Below are 15,084 nucleotides of genomic sequence, written 5' to 3' on the forward strand. Positions count from 1 at the left end.
CCTGGTGGTTGACAGTGCAGTCGGGCTGGCGCGGCCGGCCACATCCTCAGCCGCCACCACACCCGTCATCCCGGGCTTCTACCCGGACCCCACTATCTGCCGCGTGGGCGGGGACTACTTCCTGGCGACATCTAGCTTCGAATACTTTCCCGGAGCGCCCGTCTTCCACAGCCGGGACCTTGTCACCTGGGAGCAGATCGGGAACATCCTCACCCGGCGGAGCCAGTTCGCCGCAGGCGACCGCCGCCCGTCAGGAGGCATCTTCGGATCCACCCTCCGGCACCACAACAACAGGTTCTGGTTCGTCACCACGAACATGAGCGATTTCGGCGGCGGCCATTTGCTCATGCACGCCGCCAACGCGGCGGGGCCATGGAGTGATCCGGTCCAGATACCCGGGACGTTGGGCATCGACCCGGACATTGCGTGGGACGACGACGGCGGCTGCTACCTCACTTGGGTGGGCTTCGGCCCCGGCGGGAACGAGTCGGGAATCGTCCAGGCGCGGCTGGATCCCCTGGCCGGTCAGTTGCTGGAACCGCCCCGGAAGGTGTGGCAGGGAACGGGCCTCGCCTTCCCTGAGGGCCCGCATCTTTACCAGCACGGCGGCTGGTGGTACCTGGTCCTGGCCGAGGGCGGCACGGAACGGGGCCATGCCGTGTCCGTCAGCCGGAGCAAGACGCCGGCCGGCCCCTTCGAGCCGCACCCGGACAACCCCGTCTTCAGCCACCGCAGCACCGCTGCCACGGTACAGAACGTGGGGCACGCCGACCTTGTCGAAACGGCCGACGGCGACTGGGCGGCGGCCTATCTGGGCGTCCGTCCCCGCGGCGTGGTTCCCGGATATCACGTCCTGGGGCGCGAAACCTTTGTTGCCGGCATCACCTGGGACCAGGGCTGGCCGCACTTCGACGAGGACCGTTACCAGGTACCTGCCGGCGCCACGTCCTTCTCCGACGACTTTGCCTCGGACCGGTTGCACGTCCGCTGGATCTCCCCCGGCAACGACCCCGCGTCCTTCACGGCCCCGGCTGCCGGCGGCCTCCTCATCAGCGGAGGAGAACCCGGAAAGGCTCCCGTCCTCGCCACCAGGGTGAGGGACCTTGCGTGGAGCGCCCGTGCAACGTTCCGCCTTTCGGAGGGCGCGTCCGTCCGGCTCGTCCTCAGAATCGACGACTCCCACTGGTACGCGGTCGAAGCGTCCGAACAAGAGGTCCGGGCCGTTGCACAGATCGGGCCGCTGCACCAGGTCCTTGGAACGGCGCCTCGGGCGGTGTCCGGTGCGGCGTCAGCGGGCAACGTCCAGTTGGAGATCGCGTGCGCGGACGCGCCCCTTGCGGGGCAGCCGGGCAAGAATACCGGCCCGGACGAGGTGTCCCTCCGCTTGCTGCAGGACGGCCGCGCGATAACGCTCGCCCGGCTGGACGGGCGGTACCTGTCCACCGAAGTGGCCGGCGGTTTCACCGGACGCGTCGTCGGAGTCTCCGTCCCCAAGGGGAGCGCCGTCGTCGAGCGGTTCAACTACGCCGCCGCCCCCTAAGTCGGGCGGTGTCCGCCGTCTCCACGGGCCGGACGAGTCCTACCGGGCTGGCCACACAGACGTCGATGACCTCCCGGGTTAGAAAAACGGCTGGAGAAATAGGGCACATAAAGTTTTCTTAATTCCGGCAATCACCGGTATTGTTTCGTGGTTAGGCCAGCCTAAGTACGGATTTGAGGACCACCATGATTCCTGCCCCGCCCCTCGCATGCCCTGACACAGGGCATGACCTCGGCCCGGCAACCTTCGCTGGCAGTCTCGCCCGGCACGGCGATCGTCCTGCCGTTTTGACGGGGTCGGCGTCCCTCTCCTACCGGGAACTGGCCGACCTGGTCGATGCGGCGGCGGACCGTCTGGGTCCCGTGCGGCGCCTCGTGTTGCTGGCCGCTCAGAACGACCTGGATTCGCTGGTTGCCTACCTGGCAGCCCTTTCCTCCGGCCACCCGCTCATCCTGGTTCCCGCGGACAAACCGGGCTCCGTTGACTCCATCGCAGCTGCCTACAGACCCGACGTCATTCTCCGGTCCGGAGACGGCGCCGGCCGCCCGGCCGTCGAAGAAGTGCGGCCCGGCACATCGCACGTACTCCATCCCGACCTCGCCCTGCTCCTGAGCACCTCGGGATCCACCGGGTCGCCAAAACTCGTGCGCCTCTCGTACGCCAATCTGCAATCGAACGCGGAGTCCATCGCCGAATACCTGGGCATCCGTTCGGAGGACCGTGCGGCCACGACCCTGCCGATGTCCTACTGCTACGGGCTTTCCGTCATCAACAGCCACCTGGCACGCGGTGCCGCGCTGGTGCTCACGGATCTGTCCGTCGTCGACCCGTGCTTCTGGGACCTTTTTGCCGCCCGTGGTGCGACATCCTTTGCAGCAGTCCCCTACACCTTTGAGCTTTTGGACCGCGTCGGGTTCACCGGGATGGATTTGCCGCACCTGCGCTACGTGACGCAGGCCGGCGGGAGGCTTGCCCCTGAGCAAGTGCGCGAGTTCTCACGGCTGGGCCGGCGGCGGGGCTGGGATCTGTTTGTGATGTACGGGGCCACTGAAGCAACGGCCCGGATGGCCTACCTGCCCCCTGAACTGGCGGAAACCGCGCCGGAAACCATCGGCATCCCCGTACCGGGCGGCTCCTTCCGGATAGACCCGGTTCCGGGATTGGACGACGGCGAGCTCGTGTATTCCGGCCCGAACGTGATGCTCGGCTATGCCGAGAGCCCGGACGACCTCTCGGCGGGCCGAACCCTTACCGAACTTCGTACCGGCGACCTGGCCAGGCAGCATCCCGCCGGCATCTACGAGATCGTGGGACGGCGGAGCCGGTTCGTCAAGGTGGTCGGGTTGCGCGTGGATCTCGGGCAGGTGGAGCAGGTCCTCTCCGGGCTGGGCGTCGCCGGGGCCTGCACGGGATCCGACGACGGCTTGGTCGTCGCCGTGGAAGGCGACCACGATGAACGGCTGCTGGGCAAGGTCCTCGCGCAGAGCCTGGGCCTGCCGCGCCCGTCCGTCGACGTGCACGGCGTCGAGCACCTTCCGCGGCTGGGGAGCGGGAAGGTGGACTACCCGGCCATCCTGGAGCTCGCCGCCACGAGGGCGGCCCCCGCACCCACATTCGATGCGCCCGCCTCCGCCCCTGACGAGGGACCGGCGGACGTCCGGAAGATCTTCGCGGAACAGTTGGAGCACGACGACGTCACGGACGACAGCACGTTCGTCACCCTCGGCGGAGACTCGCTGTCCTACGTGGCCGTCTCCGTCCGGCTGGAAAAAGCCCTCGGCAACCTCCCGCCCGACTGGCATGTGCGCACGGTCCGCGAACTCATGAACCCCGAACTCACGAACCCCGGAAAGCCCCCGCAACAACGGCGCAGGCGGTTCTTTGCCCCGCTGGAGACGGGGATTGTGCTGAGGGCCCTCGCGATCGTGTTCATCGTCAGCACCCACGTTGGGCTTTTCAGCTGGCAGGGCACCGCGCACGTTCTGATGGCCGTCGCCGGGTTCAACTTTGCCCGCTTCCAGCTCACCGGCGAACGGCTGCCCCGCCTTCGCCGCCAGCTGCGCAGCCTCGGCAGGGTCGTTGTTCCCAGCGTCCTCTTCATCGGCGCGGCCTACCTGCTCACTGACCGGTACAGCCTCGCCAACGTCCTGCTCCTCAACGCCATCATCGGCCCGGAAGAGGTGACCACACAGTGGCACTTCTGGTTTGTGGAGGTGCTGGTGTACATCCTTGCTGCGGCAGCCGCCTTGCTGGCCGTTCCCTGGGCGGACCGCGCGGAGCGGCGCTTCCCTTGGGCTTTCCCCCTGGTGCTGACAGGGGTGGGGCTGCTGGAACGCTTTGAACTGGTGGACCCCGAGGTGCCCAACACCGGACCGGTACTGTGGCTGTTCGCACTCGGCTGGGCGGTGGCGCGTTCGCAAGGCCTGGCCCGGCGGCTCGCTGTCACGGCCATCACTGTGCTCACCGTTCCGGGCTTCTTCGACAACCCGAACCGTGAGGCGACGCTCGTTGTCGGTGTCCTCCTGCTCATCTGGCTCCCCAGCATCCCGGTGCCCGCCCGCCTGCACCGCTTCGTTGGCCTGCTGGCTGCGTCCTCGCTCTACGCCTACCTCACCCATTGGCTGGTTTATCCGATGCTGGTCGACATCAGCCCTGCACTGGCGGTGGCCGCTTCGCTTGCCGCCGGAGTGGTGTACTGGGCGCTGTCCATGCGTGTGATGGCGGCGTTGCGTCGCTGGAAGAGGACCCTGCCCGGGGAAAGGCGCCAGGATGATTGTCCTAGGCAGGCGCCTGGCCGGGATCGAGGTTCCTGGTGGCCGGGCCTTGGATTACCGTCCCGTCGGTGGTGAATCTGGAGCCGTGGCACGGGCAGTCCCAGGTCACGTCGGCAGCGTTGAACTCCACGGTGCAGCCCAGGTGCGTGCAGACGGCCGAGACCGCGCTGACCTCTCCTGAGGTGCTGGTGTAAACGGCGGTCTTCGCGCCGCCCACGTCAACCACCCTGCCCTGGCCCGGCTGCGGTGACGCTGGAGCGGGTGCCTCCGGCCGAACCGCATCCTGCCCGTGCATTGCCGGCGCCCGCGCCGCCGGCGCCCCACCGGTGAAGCGGACCGACCTGGTGCTGTCGAACAGTGCCGCCCAGGGGTTGCGTCGGCCCAGGAAGGTGTCCCGGAGGATCAGGGCAGCGGCCGTTCCGTTGGTCAGCCCCCATTTGCGCAGTCCGGTGATCACGTGGACATGCCGGAAGTCCGGCGACAGGCGCCCGACGTAGGGCACCCCGTCGGCGGGCATGGCGTCCTGGGTGGACCAGCGGAAGGCGATCTCCCCGGCGCCCAGGCGGTCCCCGGCAAAGGCGGTGAGCCTCCGGTAGCGTTCGGCGGAGTCGGCGGGCTCCGAGGCGGGATGTCCCTCACCACCGGCCAGAACATAGCTGACGCCGTCGACGTCTGTTGTCAGGATGGAGCGCATCGGCTCGTCAACACTGACAAACGTGGCATCCTGCGGGGGCATTCCGGAACGGGCGGCAACGATATACGAGCGGTGCAGGTAACACCGTTCGTCGAAGGTTCCGTTGTCCCCGAACGGCACGTTCGTCGCCACAATGACCTCGCGAGCGCGGACTGTGGCCCGCTCCGTGTCTACCACCGCCGGAACGCCGTCGCGGAACCCCGTGGCGGGCGACTCCTCGAAGACAAAGCTGCCGTCCCCGTCCACGGCGCGGGCCAGTCCCTGTACGTATTGGAGCGCATGGATCTGCGCCTGGTTGTCGAAGCGGACCGCCCCCTTGACCGCGAACGGCAGCGGCACGTCGGTGGTGAAGGACGCAGGAAGTCCAAGTTTGGCTGCGAGAGCCGCTTCCTCCCGGACCAGGGCGAGCGTGCGGTCTGATTCGGCGTAGGTGTAGTTGGCGACCCGCCGGAAGCCGCAGTCGATCCCTTCGTCCGCCACTGTGGCGGCCACATGCTCAATCGCTGCCTCGTTGGCGTGCCCGTAGAGGCGGGCTGCCTCTGTGCCGTGATGTGCAGCAAGGTCGGTGTAGGCCAGCCGGTGCAGGGACGTGACTTTCCCGGTGGTGTTCCCGGTGACTCCGGTGCCCACCCGGGCCGCTTCCAGCACGGCCACGGTCTGTCCGGCCCGTTTGAGCGCCAGCGCAGTGGTCAGACCCGCAATGCCGCCGCCGATCACGGCCACATCGACGTCGATGGCCTCCCCGAGCGCGGGGTAGCTGGTCGGCCCGCTGGTGGCCGCCCAGAGGGAAACGGGCCTGCCTGCAGGCTGCTCACTCACGGTCCCGCCTTTCACGCCGTCCCCGATGGCCGGGCGGTCAGTTCCCGGCGGGTTTCGCGGCCTTGGCAGCGGCCTTGGCGGCCTGCTTGCTGGCGCGCACCTTGACCAGGGACTCCGGATCCACAATGTCGGCCACGGACAGGAAAGCGTCCTCCTGGCCGTAGTGGCCGGCGGCTTCGCGCCATCCTTCGGCTTTGAGGCCGCACTGCTTCCCGAGCAGCGCCAGGAAGATCTTCGCCTTTTGCTCGCCGAAGCCCGGCAGGGCCTTCAGCCGGCGGAGCACTTCCTTGCCGTCGGGGTCGCCCTTGGTCCAGATGGCCGTGGCGTCCCCGTTCCAGTCCTGGTGCACGGTCTCCGCGAGCGCCTGGACGCGTCCGGCCATGGATCCCGGGAAGCGGTGGACGGCCGGGCGCTCCTTGAACATCTCGACGAAGTCCTGGGGGTCATACCCGGCGATCGCTGCCGGGTCCATGGAACCGATGCGGGTCCTGATCTTTTCGGGACCGGCAAACGCCGACTCCATGGTCACCTGCTGGTCAAGCAGCATGCCGGTGAGCAGTGCAAACGCGTCGTCGCTGAGTAGTTTGTCGGCAGCCGGGTCCCCGGTGATGTGCAGTTCCATGCGTCCTATCCTGCCACCCGCCCGGGCCCGCGTCATGGGTTGTATCAAGGACCCGTCTCCGCCACGCTAAACGGCCTGCGCGCGGCCCTTCCACCGCTCCCGCCACACCGCGACACCCCAGGCAGCCAGCAGCATGGCCACCAGCAGCAGTCCGGCCTCGCCCAGGTCCACACCGCCCAGCCAGGTGGTGAGGGGATCGTGCCATCCGAACGCCGCGTTGAAGAATCCGCCCAGGGTGATGGCCGAAATGAACAGGGCGGACACGGCCGAGATCCCGGTGACCAGCGCATTGAAGCCGAGTTTCCGCTGCGGATGGTGGATGGCACGGCGGTACATGCGCATCATGGCCACACCGTTGGCCGTGTCGCACAGGGTAATGGCGGCCGTGAACGCCAAGGGCAGCGCCAGGAGTATGAACGGGGAGACTCCGGCAAGGGATGCCGCCGTCGCCATGACCAGGAGCCCGATGGTGGTGGCGGTATCAAAACCCAGGCCGAACAGGAAACCGATCACGTAAATGTTCCGCGGCCGCTGGACCCTGGACAGGGGCCCGGCCAGCAGGCGTGCCACGAAGCCCTTCGCCTCGAGGTCTTCGTCCCGAACTTGCCCGCCGCCCTGCACCTTCCGGTATGCCTGCGCTGCCCGGATGAACGCCGAGCCGTTGAACAGGCCCATGGCCAGCAGGAACAACCCGGAAACGCCGCTGCCGATGAGGCCCAGCACCAGGTTTCCGGTGGTGCCGTCCTCCATGAACCGGCCCACCATTGCCGCGCCGCCCACCACCAGGATTCCGGCCAGGATCACCACCGAACTGTGGCCCAGGCTGAAGGCGAACCCCACGCTCACCGGGTCCTTGTGCTGCGCCACGAACTTCCGCGTCGAGTTGTCGATCGCGGCGAGGTGGTCCCAGTCGTAGCTGTGCTTGATGCCCGCCAGGTACGCAGTGAGCACCAGCCCCAGCGCCAGCGGCTGCGCCCCTTCCATAGTCCCGGCCCCAAAGCTTCCGGCCAGCAGAAGTACGACGGCGGCCAGATGCAATGCGGCCACCGCGCCGAAGGCGAAGAGCAAGCGGGTCCGGAGCGGCAGCTGCTCCCGTTCCCGGTACATCGCGGCGAACCCGGTGGGAGCGGTCATCAGTACTTCCTCAGGTTCAGGGGCGCCTGCCCGTGCCAGCGGTTCCGCAGCAGGGCGGTGCACGCCCCCAGCAGCCGGTTGAGTTCCCCCGTGGAGTTGGACAATGACCGCAGCACCAGGCCGGCGGTTCCTCCGATTGATGCCGTCAGGGACACTCCGGTGTAGGCGTCATGGCCTGAAGTGAGCGCATGGAACTCGTCGGCGAGCGCCTGGTCCACGCGTGCGTCCACCACCACCAGCGAGCCCAGGTGGCTGAAGCCCTCCATGAACCCCATGCCGGTGACGTCGTTGAGCGGCGGCCGGATCAGCAGGTTATCCAGGGCCAGCAGTTCGGTGACCCCGGGGGACTCCACATGGATCTCGTTGCGGAGCCGCAGCTCCTCATACCGGAACGACGCCCCGTCGGGGGACCACCCCGGCGTGACCACTTCAGCCATGACCAGGCTCGACGACGGCCGCACCGTAATGTGCGTGTTCTGCCGGTAGCTGGCCTCCCGGTAGGCGATCAGCTGGTCCGGGGCCAGCTCCAGCTGCGCCCCCTCCCCCAGCCGCAGGGTCATCCGCTGCTCGGCAAACGACCCTGGAGTCCGGTAGATCTTCGTGGCGGACTGGGTGGTCAGCAGCAGCCTCGCCCCGTCGCCCACCTCCACGTCGATGACATAGAGATCGGCCCCAAGATACGCCCCGCCAGGATTCACCATGACATAACAAACCTGCCCGGACTCATCCAGGTAGTGCGGCCGCAGAACACGGAGGGCGCCTTGATGGAACTGCCTCGAGGCAATGGATTTCCCACAGCGTTCCGTAATGAGAAGTTTAAGGCGACCCATCTCGGGCCGATCAGCGGACGCGGGTGATAGGGGCCGCGGCGTGGCGGGCACCGCGAAGCGGGCACGGCCCCTATCACCCGCGGCAGCAGGCCCTGGTGAGACGGCAGCGGAACTGTTCTGCCTCATTGCGTCAGGTCGAGCATCAGGACGTCGCGCCGCACCCATTCGATGACGGCGTCGAGGCCTTCGTCGGTTTTCAGGTTGGTGAAGCAGAACGGCTTCTCGCCCCGGAATTCCTTCGAGTCCCGTTCCATGACGGACAGGTCGGCGCCGACGTGGGGCGCGAGATCGGTCTTGTTGATGATGAAGAGATCGGACTTGATCATGCCCTGGCCGGCCTTGCGCGGGATCTTCTCGCCCTGCGCCACGTCGATGATGTAAATGGAGAAGTCCACCAGCTCGGGGCTGAACGTGGCCGAGAGGTTGTCGCCGCCGGATTCCACGAAAATCACCTGCAGGTCCGGGTGGCGCTTCTTGAGCTCTTCGATCGCCGCCGTGTTCATGGACGTGTCCTCGCGGATGGCGGTGTGCGGGCAGCCGCCGGTTTCGACGCCGATGATCCGGTCCTCGGGCAGGATGCCGTTGGCGGCCAGGATCTTGGCGTCCTCGATGGTGTAGATGTCGTTGGTGATGGCGGCCATGGAGATTTCGCGGCTCATATGCCGGGTGAGACGCTCCACGAGCTGGGTCTTGCCGGCACCGACCGGTCCGCCGATGCCGATTTTGATGGGTTCAGACATGGTGTCCTCCTGCTAGCTCATGAACATGCGGGCACGTTGGCGTTCGTGCCGCATCTGGGAAATTTCCAGTCCGGGGCTGACGGCCCCGAAGTCGTCCGGCGCCAGGCGGCCGATCCGCCCGACGGCGGCAGCGACGTCGTCGGCCGCTTTCCGCAGCAGCCGCTGGCCGGCGTTCTGCCCCAGCGGAATGGCGCGGACGGCGTTCTGGGTCAGTGAGGTGACGGCGGCGAAAAGGTAGGCGGCCAGGGCTTCGGTGAGCGGCACCCCCAGGGAACGGGCGACGACGGCGAACGCCAGCGGCTGGTGGCCGGCGGCGCGGCCGGCGGTCACCAGCTCCCGGTACTCCGCCAGCTCCGGGGAAGGGAAAACCTCGGAGCCGATCTCCAGCAGCCGGGTGCCCATCTTGGTGCTCGCCTCCCGCAGCTGCCGAGGGAGGAGCTGTGCTGTCAGCAGCGCATCCAGTTCCGCAACGGGAACGCCCTCGTAGAGGAAGCGGATGGCCAGGCCGTCGGAATAGGTGAGCTGCTGCCCCACGAACGCCGAAAGCCACACCCCGAAGGACGCCTCGTCGTGGACCAGGCCGCGCTCGATGTAGGTCTCAAAGCCCAGCGAGTGCGCGAAGGCCCCCGTGGGCAGGGCGGAGTCGGTCAGCTGCTGGAGCGCCAGCTGGTGGCTAGTGGCTGTGTTCGGCATGGCGGAAGGGGACGGGCATGACGCGTTCCTGGCGGTCGTAGGGCAAGCCGACGTGTTTGAGGTAGTCCTCCACGGTGTGGTCGTAGGCGCACACCATCACCTCGGCCGCGTACTCGGAGGACGAATCGAAGAACTGGGCCTGCAGGTGACGGTTGCCCAGGGAGTGCGCCACCACACCCATCTCGTGGATGGTTCGGGGCGCCACCACCAGGACGTCGGTGGGCAGCACGGACACCACGATCATGTTCGCGTCGGCCACGTGCAGGATGTCGCCGTCGCGCAGGTCCCCGGAACCGGACGGCAGCCGGATTCCGATCTCCTTGCCGTGGTCCGTGGTGACGCGCTGGATCCGTTTGACCAGCTGGGCGCTGGGCAGCACCACTTTTTCCTGGTGCAGCCCAGCGAAGGCCGCGGTCTCAGCGGCGGGGAGGTCGTGCAGGTTGCCGAGGATCTTTTCGATAATCACGGGGTGCTCCGGTGCTCGGGAGGTTAGAAAAGGAAGTAGCGCTGCGCCATGGGCAGCACGTCCGCCGGTTCGCAGGTCATGTCCTCGCCGTCCACCGTCACCTGGTACGTTTCCGGGTCCACCTGGATGTCCGGCGTGGCGTCGTTGAACTTGAGGTCGGCCTTGGACAGCGTGCGGATCCCGGATACGGGCCGGATGACCTTCTGCAGGCCCAGCTCTTCCGGCACCCCGGCGTCGATCGCGGCCTGCGACAGGAACGTGATGGAGGACTGCTGCACCGCCTTGCCGAACGCTGCGAACATGGGACGCATGGTGCGCGGCTGCGGGGTGGGGATGGAGGCGTTGGCGTCGCCCATCAGGGCGTAGGCAATCTGGCCGCCCTTGAGTACCAGCTCCGGCTTCACCCCGAAGAACGCGGGGTCCCAGAGCACCAGGTCCGCGAACTTGCCTTCCTCCACCGAGCCGATGGAGTCGGCCATGCCCTGCGCGATCGCGGCGTTGATGGTGTACTTCGCCACGTAGCGCTTGATCCGGAAGTTGTCGCTGTCCTCGGAACCATGGGCACCGGCCGCGCTCTCCCCCCGGGGGTCCTTCAGCACCCCGCGCTGCTTCTTCATCTTGTCCGCCACCTGCCAGGTGCGGGTAATCACCTCGCCCACCCGGCCCATGGCTTGGGAGTCGGAGGACGTGATGGCGAAGATCCCCAGGTCCTGCAGCACGTCCTCGGCGGCGATGGTCTCCGCCCGGATGCGGGAATCGGCGAACGCCACGTCTTCCGGGATGTCCGGGTTGAGGTGGTGGCACACCATCAGCATGTCCAGGTGCTCTTCGATGGTGTTGCGGGTGTACGGCAGGGTGGGGTTGGTGGAGGCCGGCAGCACGTTCGGGAGCCCGGCGATCTTGATGATGTCCGGGGCGTGGCCGCCGCCGGCGCCTTCAGTGTGGAACGTGTGGATCACCCGGCCGCCGATGGCCCGAATGGTGTCCTCCACGAAGCCGCACTCGTTGAGGGTGTCCGTGTGGATGGCCACCTGGACGTCGTATTCGTCCGCCACCTTCAGGGAGTTGTCGATCGACGAGGTGGTGGAGCCCCAGTCTTCGTGGACCTTGAGCCCGATCGCGCCGGCCCGGATCTGCTCAGCGAGGGGTTCAACGGCGGACGCGTGGCCCTTGCCGAACAGGCCGATGTTGATGGGCATCCCCTCGGTGGCCTGCAGCATCCGCTGGATGTGCCATTTGCCGGGAGTGACGGTGGTGGCCTTGGTGCCTTCCGCCGGCCCGGTGCCGCCGCCCACCATGGTGGTCACGCCGCTGGTGAGGGCGGTGGGCACCTGGTCCGGGGAGATGAAGTGGATGTGGGTGTCCACGCCGCCCGCGGTGAGGATCTTCCGCTCCCCGGCGATGATTTCGGTGCTGGCGCCGATCACGATGTCCACGCCGTCGGCGATCTGCGGGTTGCCGGCCTTGCCGATCTTGAGGATGTGGCCGTCCCTGATCGCCACGTCCGCCTTGTAGATGCCGGTGTAGTCCAGGATGACGGCGTTGGTGATGACGGTATCCGGCACTCCGCCGCCGGAACCAATACTGCCCTGGACGTTCCCGTCCCGCGTCACCTGGCCGTTCTGGCCCATGCCGTCGCGGATCACCTTGCCGCCGCCGAACACCACTTCCTCGCCGTATACGGTGAGGTCCTTTTCGATTTCCAGGAACAGTTCGGTGTCCGCGAGACGGATGGAGTCACCCGTCGTCGGGCCGTACAGGTCCGCGTACTGCTTGCGCGTCAGTTCGAAGCTCACGAGGCGTCCCCCATTCCTGCCTTGGGATCGGCCGTGGCCAGCGCGCCGTTGACCGCGTTGCTGAGGCCGTACACCTCGCGACTGCCGGCCAGTTCGATCAGCCGGACAGTCCTGCTGTCCCCCGGCTCAAACCGGGCTGCGGTGCCGGCCGGTATGTCCAGCCGGCGGCCGTAGGCGGCCCTGCGGTCAAACTCAAGGGCGGCGTTCGCTTCCGCGAAGTGGTAGTGCGAGCCCACCTGCACGGGCCGGTCACCGGTGTTAGTTACGACGACGTCGGCCGCCTCGCGTCCGGCGTTGATCACCACGGGCGCTGAACGGAGAACGTACTCACCTGGAATCATCGCCTGCCCCTATCGGATCGGATCGTGGACAGTGACGAGCTTGGTGCCGTCCGGGAACGTGGCCTCGATCTGGACGTCGTGGATCATCTCGGGCACGCCCTCCATCACGTCGTCGCGGGTCAGCAGCGTGGTGCCGTAGCTCATGAGGTCAGCGACGGTGCGGCCGTCCCTGGCACCCTCGATCAGTTCATAGCTGATGATGGCCACGGACTCAGGGAAGTTCAGCTTCAGGCCGCGGGCCTGGCGGCGCCGGGCAAGGTCTGCGGCGACCACGATCATGAGCTTTTCCTGCTCACGGGGCATCAGATGCATCGGAAATCCCTTCAACGTACTGCTTTGTGACCACAGTAGGCCGGTCACGTTTCCGTGAGGTTTCCGGGGCCCGTCTCCCGGGCTCAGGGATGGCAGGAGACGGCGTGGCGGCCCTTAGCCTTCGCAATCAACGCAATAGGCGTGGCCGTTCTTTTCGCGGGCGATCTGGGAGCGGTGACGGACCAGGAAACAGGAATAGCAGGTGAATTCGTCCTGCGCCTGCGGGATGACCTGGACCACCAGTTCCTCGGCGACGAACTCCCCGCCGGGGACCATGCCGTCGTCCAGTGCGTCGGTCTCATCCAGCTCCCGGACGACGCTTCGCGCATCGGGGGCATTGGCGGACTGAAGCGCCTCCAGGGAGTTCTCCTGGGATTCCTTGACGTCGGATCGTACTTCGTCGTAATCGGTTGCCACTTTGGGGGTTTCTCTTTTCTGATGTTCTTGTCTGACGGGAATGCAACCTACACCATCGCACCCTTATTCCCGCACTACCACCTTGAACTAAGTCGCCGTGGTGTAATGTGCGGCACGCTGCGGGAAGAAATCACCCGGCGGGCGCTGCTGTGGAGTCCCTGACCACCAGCTGGGTAGCCAATTCTACGCGTGTTTATTCCCGGATCGTGCGGCTAGCGCCTGCACGGCCTCAGCGGCTGGCGTCCCCGGCCAGATGCCGTCGTATCCGCCAGGTGGCCAGGACAGCCACCGCCACTGCGGCAACAACGATGGCCGCGGCGCTACCGGCAGTGCGCGCCACCTCGTCATACAGGTTGCCGGCCAGGTATCCGAGGGTCACGAAGAGGCTCCCCCACAGCACGCCGCCGGTGATGTTCCAGAGTGCGAAGCGCCGGTAGGGCATGCCGCTGAGGCCGGCCAGCGCCGGCATCACGGCGCGGAAGAAGGCGGTGAACCGGCCCAGGAAGATGGCAGGGCCTCCCCGCCGCCTGAGGAACTCCTGTGCTTTCTCCAGCTGGGGCCGCTTCCGGTCAAAGATCTTTCGTGAGATCAGCCGCGGTCCCAGGTGCCTGCCGATTTCGTAGCCCACCGTGTCGCCCAGGATTGCGGCGGAAACCACTACCGCAATCATCACTGGCAGCGGGACGCCGCCTTTTCCGGCGATCACTCCGCCCACTACGGCGGCCGTTTCGCCGGGGATGACGAAGCCGATGAAGAGTGCGTCTTCGGCGAAAACCAGGGCGAACACGACGCAGGCCACCAGCAGCGGGCTGGCGTTAAGGAGTCCGTCGAAGAATGCCTGCATCAGGAACAGTGTGGCAGTTCAAACGGGCGGGCGGCAGGTTTTCCGAAGCGCCGGAGGCCTATGGCCCCAAAGGGCACGCCTCCTATGCTGGGGCCATGGACGCCTCACAGCAGCAGGGCAGTAAGCCGATCCTCACCCTCACGGTGAATCCTGCGTTGGACATCAGCACCTCGACGGAGCGGGTCAGCAGCGGCCACAAGCTGAGGTGCGGTGCGAGCCGCTTGGATCCGGGCGGCGGGGGCGTCAACGTGGCGAGGGTCATCCAGCGGCTCGGTGGACAGACACTGGCGGTGTACACCGCGGGCGGCCCCACCGGGGAGGCCTACCGCAGGCTCATCGAAGCCGAGCGCATCCCGTCCCTTGCGGTTCGGATCCAGGGGAGCACACGCCAGGATTTCACCGTGGATGAAACGTCCACGGGGAAGCAATTCCGGTTCGTGCTCCAGGGCCCGGAGCTCAGCGAACCGGAGTGGCAGGCCTGCCTGGACCTTGTTAAGGAATCCATGCCGGCGGGAGGCTACGTGGTGGCCAGCGGCAGCCTTCCACCGGGAGTTCCGGAGGATTTCTACGCGAGGATCGCCCGCCTGGCGCGCCAGGCCGGCGCACACTGCGTGGTTGATGCCTCCGGACCGGCCCTCACCGAGGCGCTGGCCGAAGGCGTGTTCCTGGTCAAACCGAGCCTTCGCGAGCTGGGGATTCATTTCGGGGCCGCCCTCGAAGGGGAACAGAGCCAGGTGGACGCGGCATCTGCCCTCGTGGCTGACGGCGCAGCGGAACATGTTGCCCTCACGCTCGGCCAGGCCGGAGCCTTGCTCGCTTCGAAGTCCGGCCTGGTCCGGTTGACAGTTCCGGACGTGCCGGTGGTCAGCACCGTCGGGGCCGGCGACAGTTTCCTGGGCGCTTTTGTGCTCCGGCTCGCGCAGGGCCGCCCGCTTGATGCTGCTTTCCGGGCCGCCGTGGCAGCCGGAAGTGCCACCGTCATGACGCCTGCCACTGAACTTTGCCACCGCACCGACGTCGAACGCCTGGAGGCTGAACTCTCCAACGCAGTGCCCTGACCGG

Annotated in this window: 15 protein-coding genes; 3 read left to right on the top strand and 12 right to left on the bottom strand. The window is 67.1% G+C overall.

What is annotated here, in order from left to right:
* The first annotated feature begins 4 nt into the window (after positions 1-4).
* Together WMN78_RS00865 and WMN78_RS00870 are read left to right on the top strand one after the other, a co-directional pair.
* On the top strand, positions 5-1,540 hold the full coding sequence (locus WMN78_RS00865) for a glycoside hydrolase family 43 protein (protein ID WP_340531483.1): 1,536 nt from the start codon (positions 5-7) through the stop codon (positions 1,538-1,540).
* Positions 1,541-1,725: 185 nt separating this feature from the next.
* Positions 1,726-4,389, top strand: coding sequence for an AMP-binding protein (locus tag WMN78_RS00870; protein ID WP_340531484.1), 2,664 nt, complete (start codon positions 1,726-1,728; stop codon positions 4,387-4,389).
* Here WMN78_RS00870 and WMN78_RS00875 read toward each other — a convergent pair.
* The 12 genes from WMN78_RS00875 to WMN78_RS00930 all read right to left on the bottom strand — a co-directional run bounded on the left by WMN78_RS00875 (position 4,319) and on the right by WMN78_RS00930 (position 14,022).
* Positions 4,319-5,827 carry an FAD-dependent oxidoreductase gene (locus tag WMN78_RS00875; protein ID WP_340531485.1) on the bottom strand — a complete coding sequence of 503 codons (1,509 nt, stop codon included), beginning with the start codon at positions 5,825-5,827 and terminating at the stop codon, positions 4,319-4,321. The genes WMN78_RS00870 and WMN78_RS00875 overlap by 71 nt on opposite strands.
* Positions 5,828-5,864: 37 nt before the next feature.
* The gene (locus WMN78_RS00880) at positions 5,865-6,449 is read right to left on the bottom strand and encodes an HhH-GPD-type base excision DNA repair protein (RefSeq protein WP_340531486.1); all 585 of its coding nucleotides are present in this window, start codon (positions 6,447-6,449) and stop codon (positions 5,865-5,867) included.
* 66 nt (positions 6,450-6,515) lie between these two features.
* Positions 6,516-7,583, bottom strand: a complete 1,068-nt coding sequence (locus tag WMN78_RS00885) for a nickel transporter (RefSeq protein WP_340531487.1) — start codon at positions 7,581-7,583, stop codon at positions 6,516-6,518.
* Positions 7,583-8,413: an urease accessory protein UreD gene (locus WMN78_RS00890; protein ID WP_340531488.1), complete on the bottom strand. Its 831-nt coding sequence runs from the start codon at positions 8,411-8,413 to the stop codon at positions 7,583-7,585. Before WMN78_RS00890 ends, WMN78_RS00885 begins: the two co-directional genes overlap by 1 nt.
* Positions 8,414-8,535: 122 nt before the next feature.
* A complete protein-coding gene (gene ureG / locus WMN78_RS00895) occupies positions 8,536-9,153 on the bottom strand; it encodes an urease accessory protein UreG (RefSeq protein ID WP_340531489.1) in 618 nt (205 codons plus the stop codon).
* A 12-nt stretch (positions 9,154-9,165) separates the two neighbouring features.
* A complete protein-coding gene (locus WMN78_RS00900; RefSeq protein ID WP_340531490.1) occupies positions 9,166-9,846 on the bottom strand; it encodes an urease accessory protein UreF in 681 nt (226 codons plus the stop codon).
* Positions 9,827-10,312, bottom strand: coding sequence for an urease accessory protein UreE (gene ureE, locus WMN78_RS00905; RefSeq protein WP_340531491.1), 486 nt, complete (start codon positions 10,310-10,312; stop codon positions 9,827-9,829). The genes WMN78_RS00900 and ureE overlap by 20 nt, the downstream gene beginning before the upstream one ends.
* A gap of 23 nt (positions 10,313-10,335) precedes the next feature.
* Positions 10,336-12,108 (bottom strand): urease subunit alpha, encoded by a 1,773-nt coding sequence (gene ureC, locus WMN78_RS00910; RefSeq protein WP_340531492.1) that lies wholly within the window; start codon positions 12,106-12,108, stop codon positions 10,336-10,338.
* Positions 12,105-12,449, bottom strand: a complete 345-nt coding sequence (locus WMN78_RS00915) for an urease subunit beta (protein WP_340531493.1) — start codon at positions 12,447-12,449, stop codon at positions 12,105-12,107. Before WMN78_RS00915 ends, ureC begins: the two co-directional genes overlap by 4 nt.
* Before the next feature lie 9 nt (positions 12,450-12,458).
* Complete coding sequence (locus WMN78_RS00920; RefSeq protein WP_011690112.1) at positions 12,459-12,761, bottom strand: urease subunit gamma; 303 nt, start codon at positions 12,759-12,761, stop codon at positions 12,459-12,461.
* Positions 12,762-12,875: 114 nt separating this feature from the next.
* The gene (locus WMN78_RS00925) at positions 12,876-13,178 is read right to left on the bottom strand and encodes a DUF4193 domain-containing protein (protein WP_028270561.1); all 303 of its coding nucleotides are present in this window, start codon (positions 13,176-13,178) and stop codon (positions 12,876-12,878) included.
* Between the two features lie 229 nt (positions 13,179-13,407).
* Entirely contained in the window at positions 13,408-14,022 is a 615-nt protein-coding gene (locus WMN78_RS00930; RefSeq protein ID WP_340531494.1) for a DedA family protein, read from the bottom strand.
* Between WMN78_RS00930 and WMN78_RS00935 the strand changes: the two genes are divergently transcribed.
* Positions 14,013-15,080: a 1-phosphofructokinase family hexose kinase gene (locus tag WMN78_RS00935; protein ID WP_340531495.1), complete on the top strand. Its 1,068-nt coding sequence runs from the start codon at positions 14,013-14,015 to the stop codon at positions 15,078-15,080. The two genes, WMN78_RS00930 and WMN78_RS00935, sit on opposite strands and share 10 nt — an antisense overlap.
* Positions 15,081-15,084: the final 4 nt, after the last annotated feature.

The sequence above is a fragment of the Arthrobacter oryzae genome (assembly GCF_037911235.1).
Lineage (GTDB): Bacteria > Actinomycetota > Actinomycetes > Actinomycetales > Micrococcaceae > Arthrobacter > Arthrobacter oryzae_E.

Bases quoted from the DNA above. Each gene is read 5' to 3' on its own strand.
- WMN78_RS00885 (WP_340531487.1), bottom strand. From the start codon at position 7,583: ATGACCGCTCCCACCGGGTTCGCCGCGATGTACCGGGAACGGGAGCAG.
- WMN78_RS00890 (WP_340531488.1), bottom strand. From the start codon at position 8,413: ATGGGTCGCCTTAAACTTCTCATTACGGAACGCTGTGGGAAATCCATT.
- WMN78_RS00920 (WP_011690112.1), bottom strand. From the start codon at position 12,761: ATGCATCTGATGCCCCGTGAGCAGGAAAAGCTCATGATCGTGGTCGCC.
- WMN78_RS00870 (WP_340531484.1), top strand. From the start codon at position 1,726: ATGATTCCTGCCCCGCCCCTCGCATGCCCTGACACAGGGCATGACCTC.
- WMN78_RS00935 (WP_340531495.1), top strand. From the start codon at position 14,013: ATGCCTGCATCAGGAACAGTGTGGCAGTTCAAACGGGCGGGCGGCAGG.
- WMN78_RS00915 (WP_340531493.1), bottom strand. From the start codon at position 12,449: ATGATTCCAGGTGAGTACGTTCTCCGTTCAGCGCCCGTGGTGATCAAC.
- WMN78_RS00930 (WP_340531494.1), bottom strand. From the start codon at position 14,022: ATGCAGGCATTCTTCGACGGACTCCTTAACGCCAGCCCGCTGCTGGTG.
- ureG (WP_340531489.1), bottom strand. From the start codon at position 9,153: ATGTCTGAACCCATCAAAATCGGCATCGGCGGACCGGTCGGTGCCGGC.
- WMN78_RS00880 (WP_340531486.1), bottom strand. From the start codon at position 6,449: ATGGAACTGCACATCACCGGGGACCCGGCTGCCGACAAACTACTCAGC.
- WMN78_RS00900 (WP_340531490.1), bottom strand. From the start codon at position 9,846: ATGCCGAACACAGCCACTAGCCACCAGCTGGCGCTCCAGCAGCTGACC.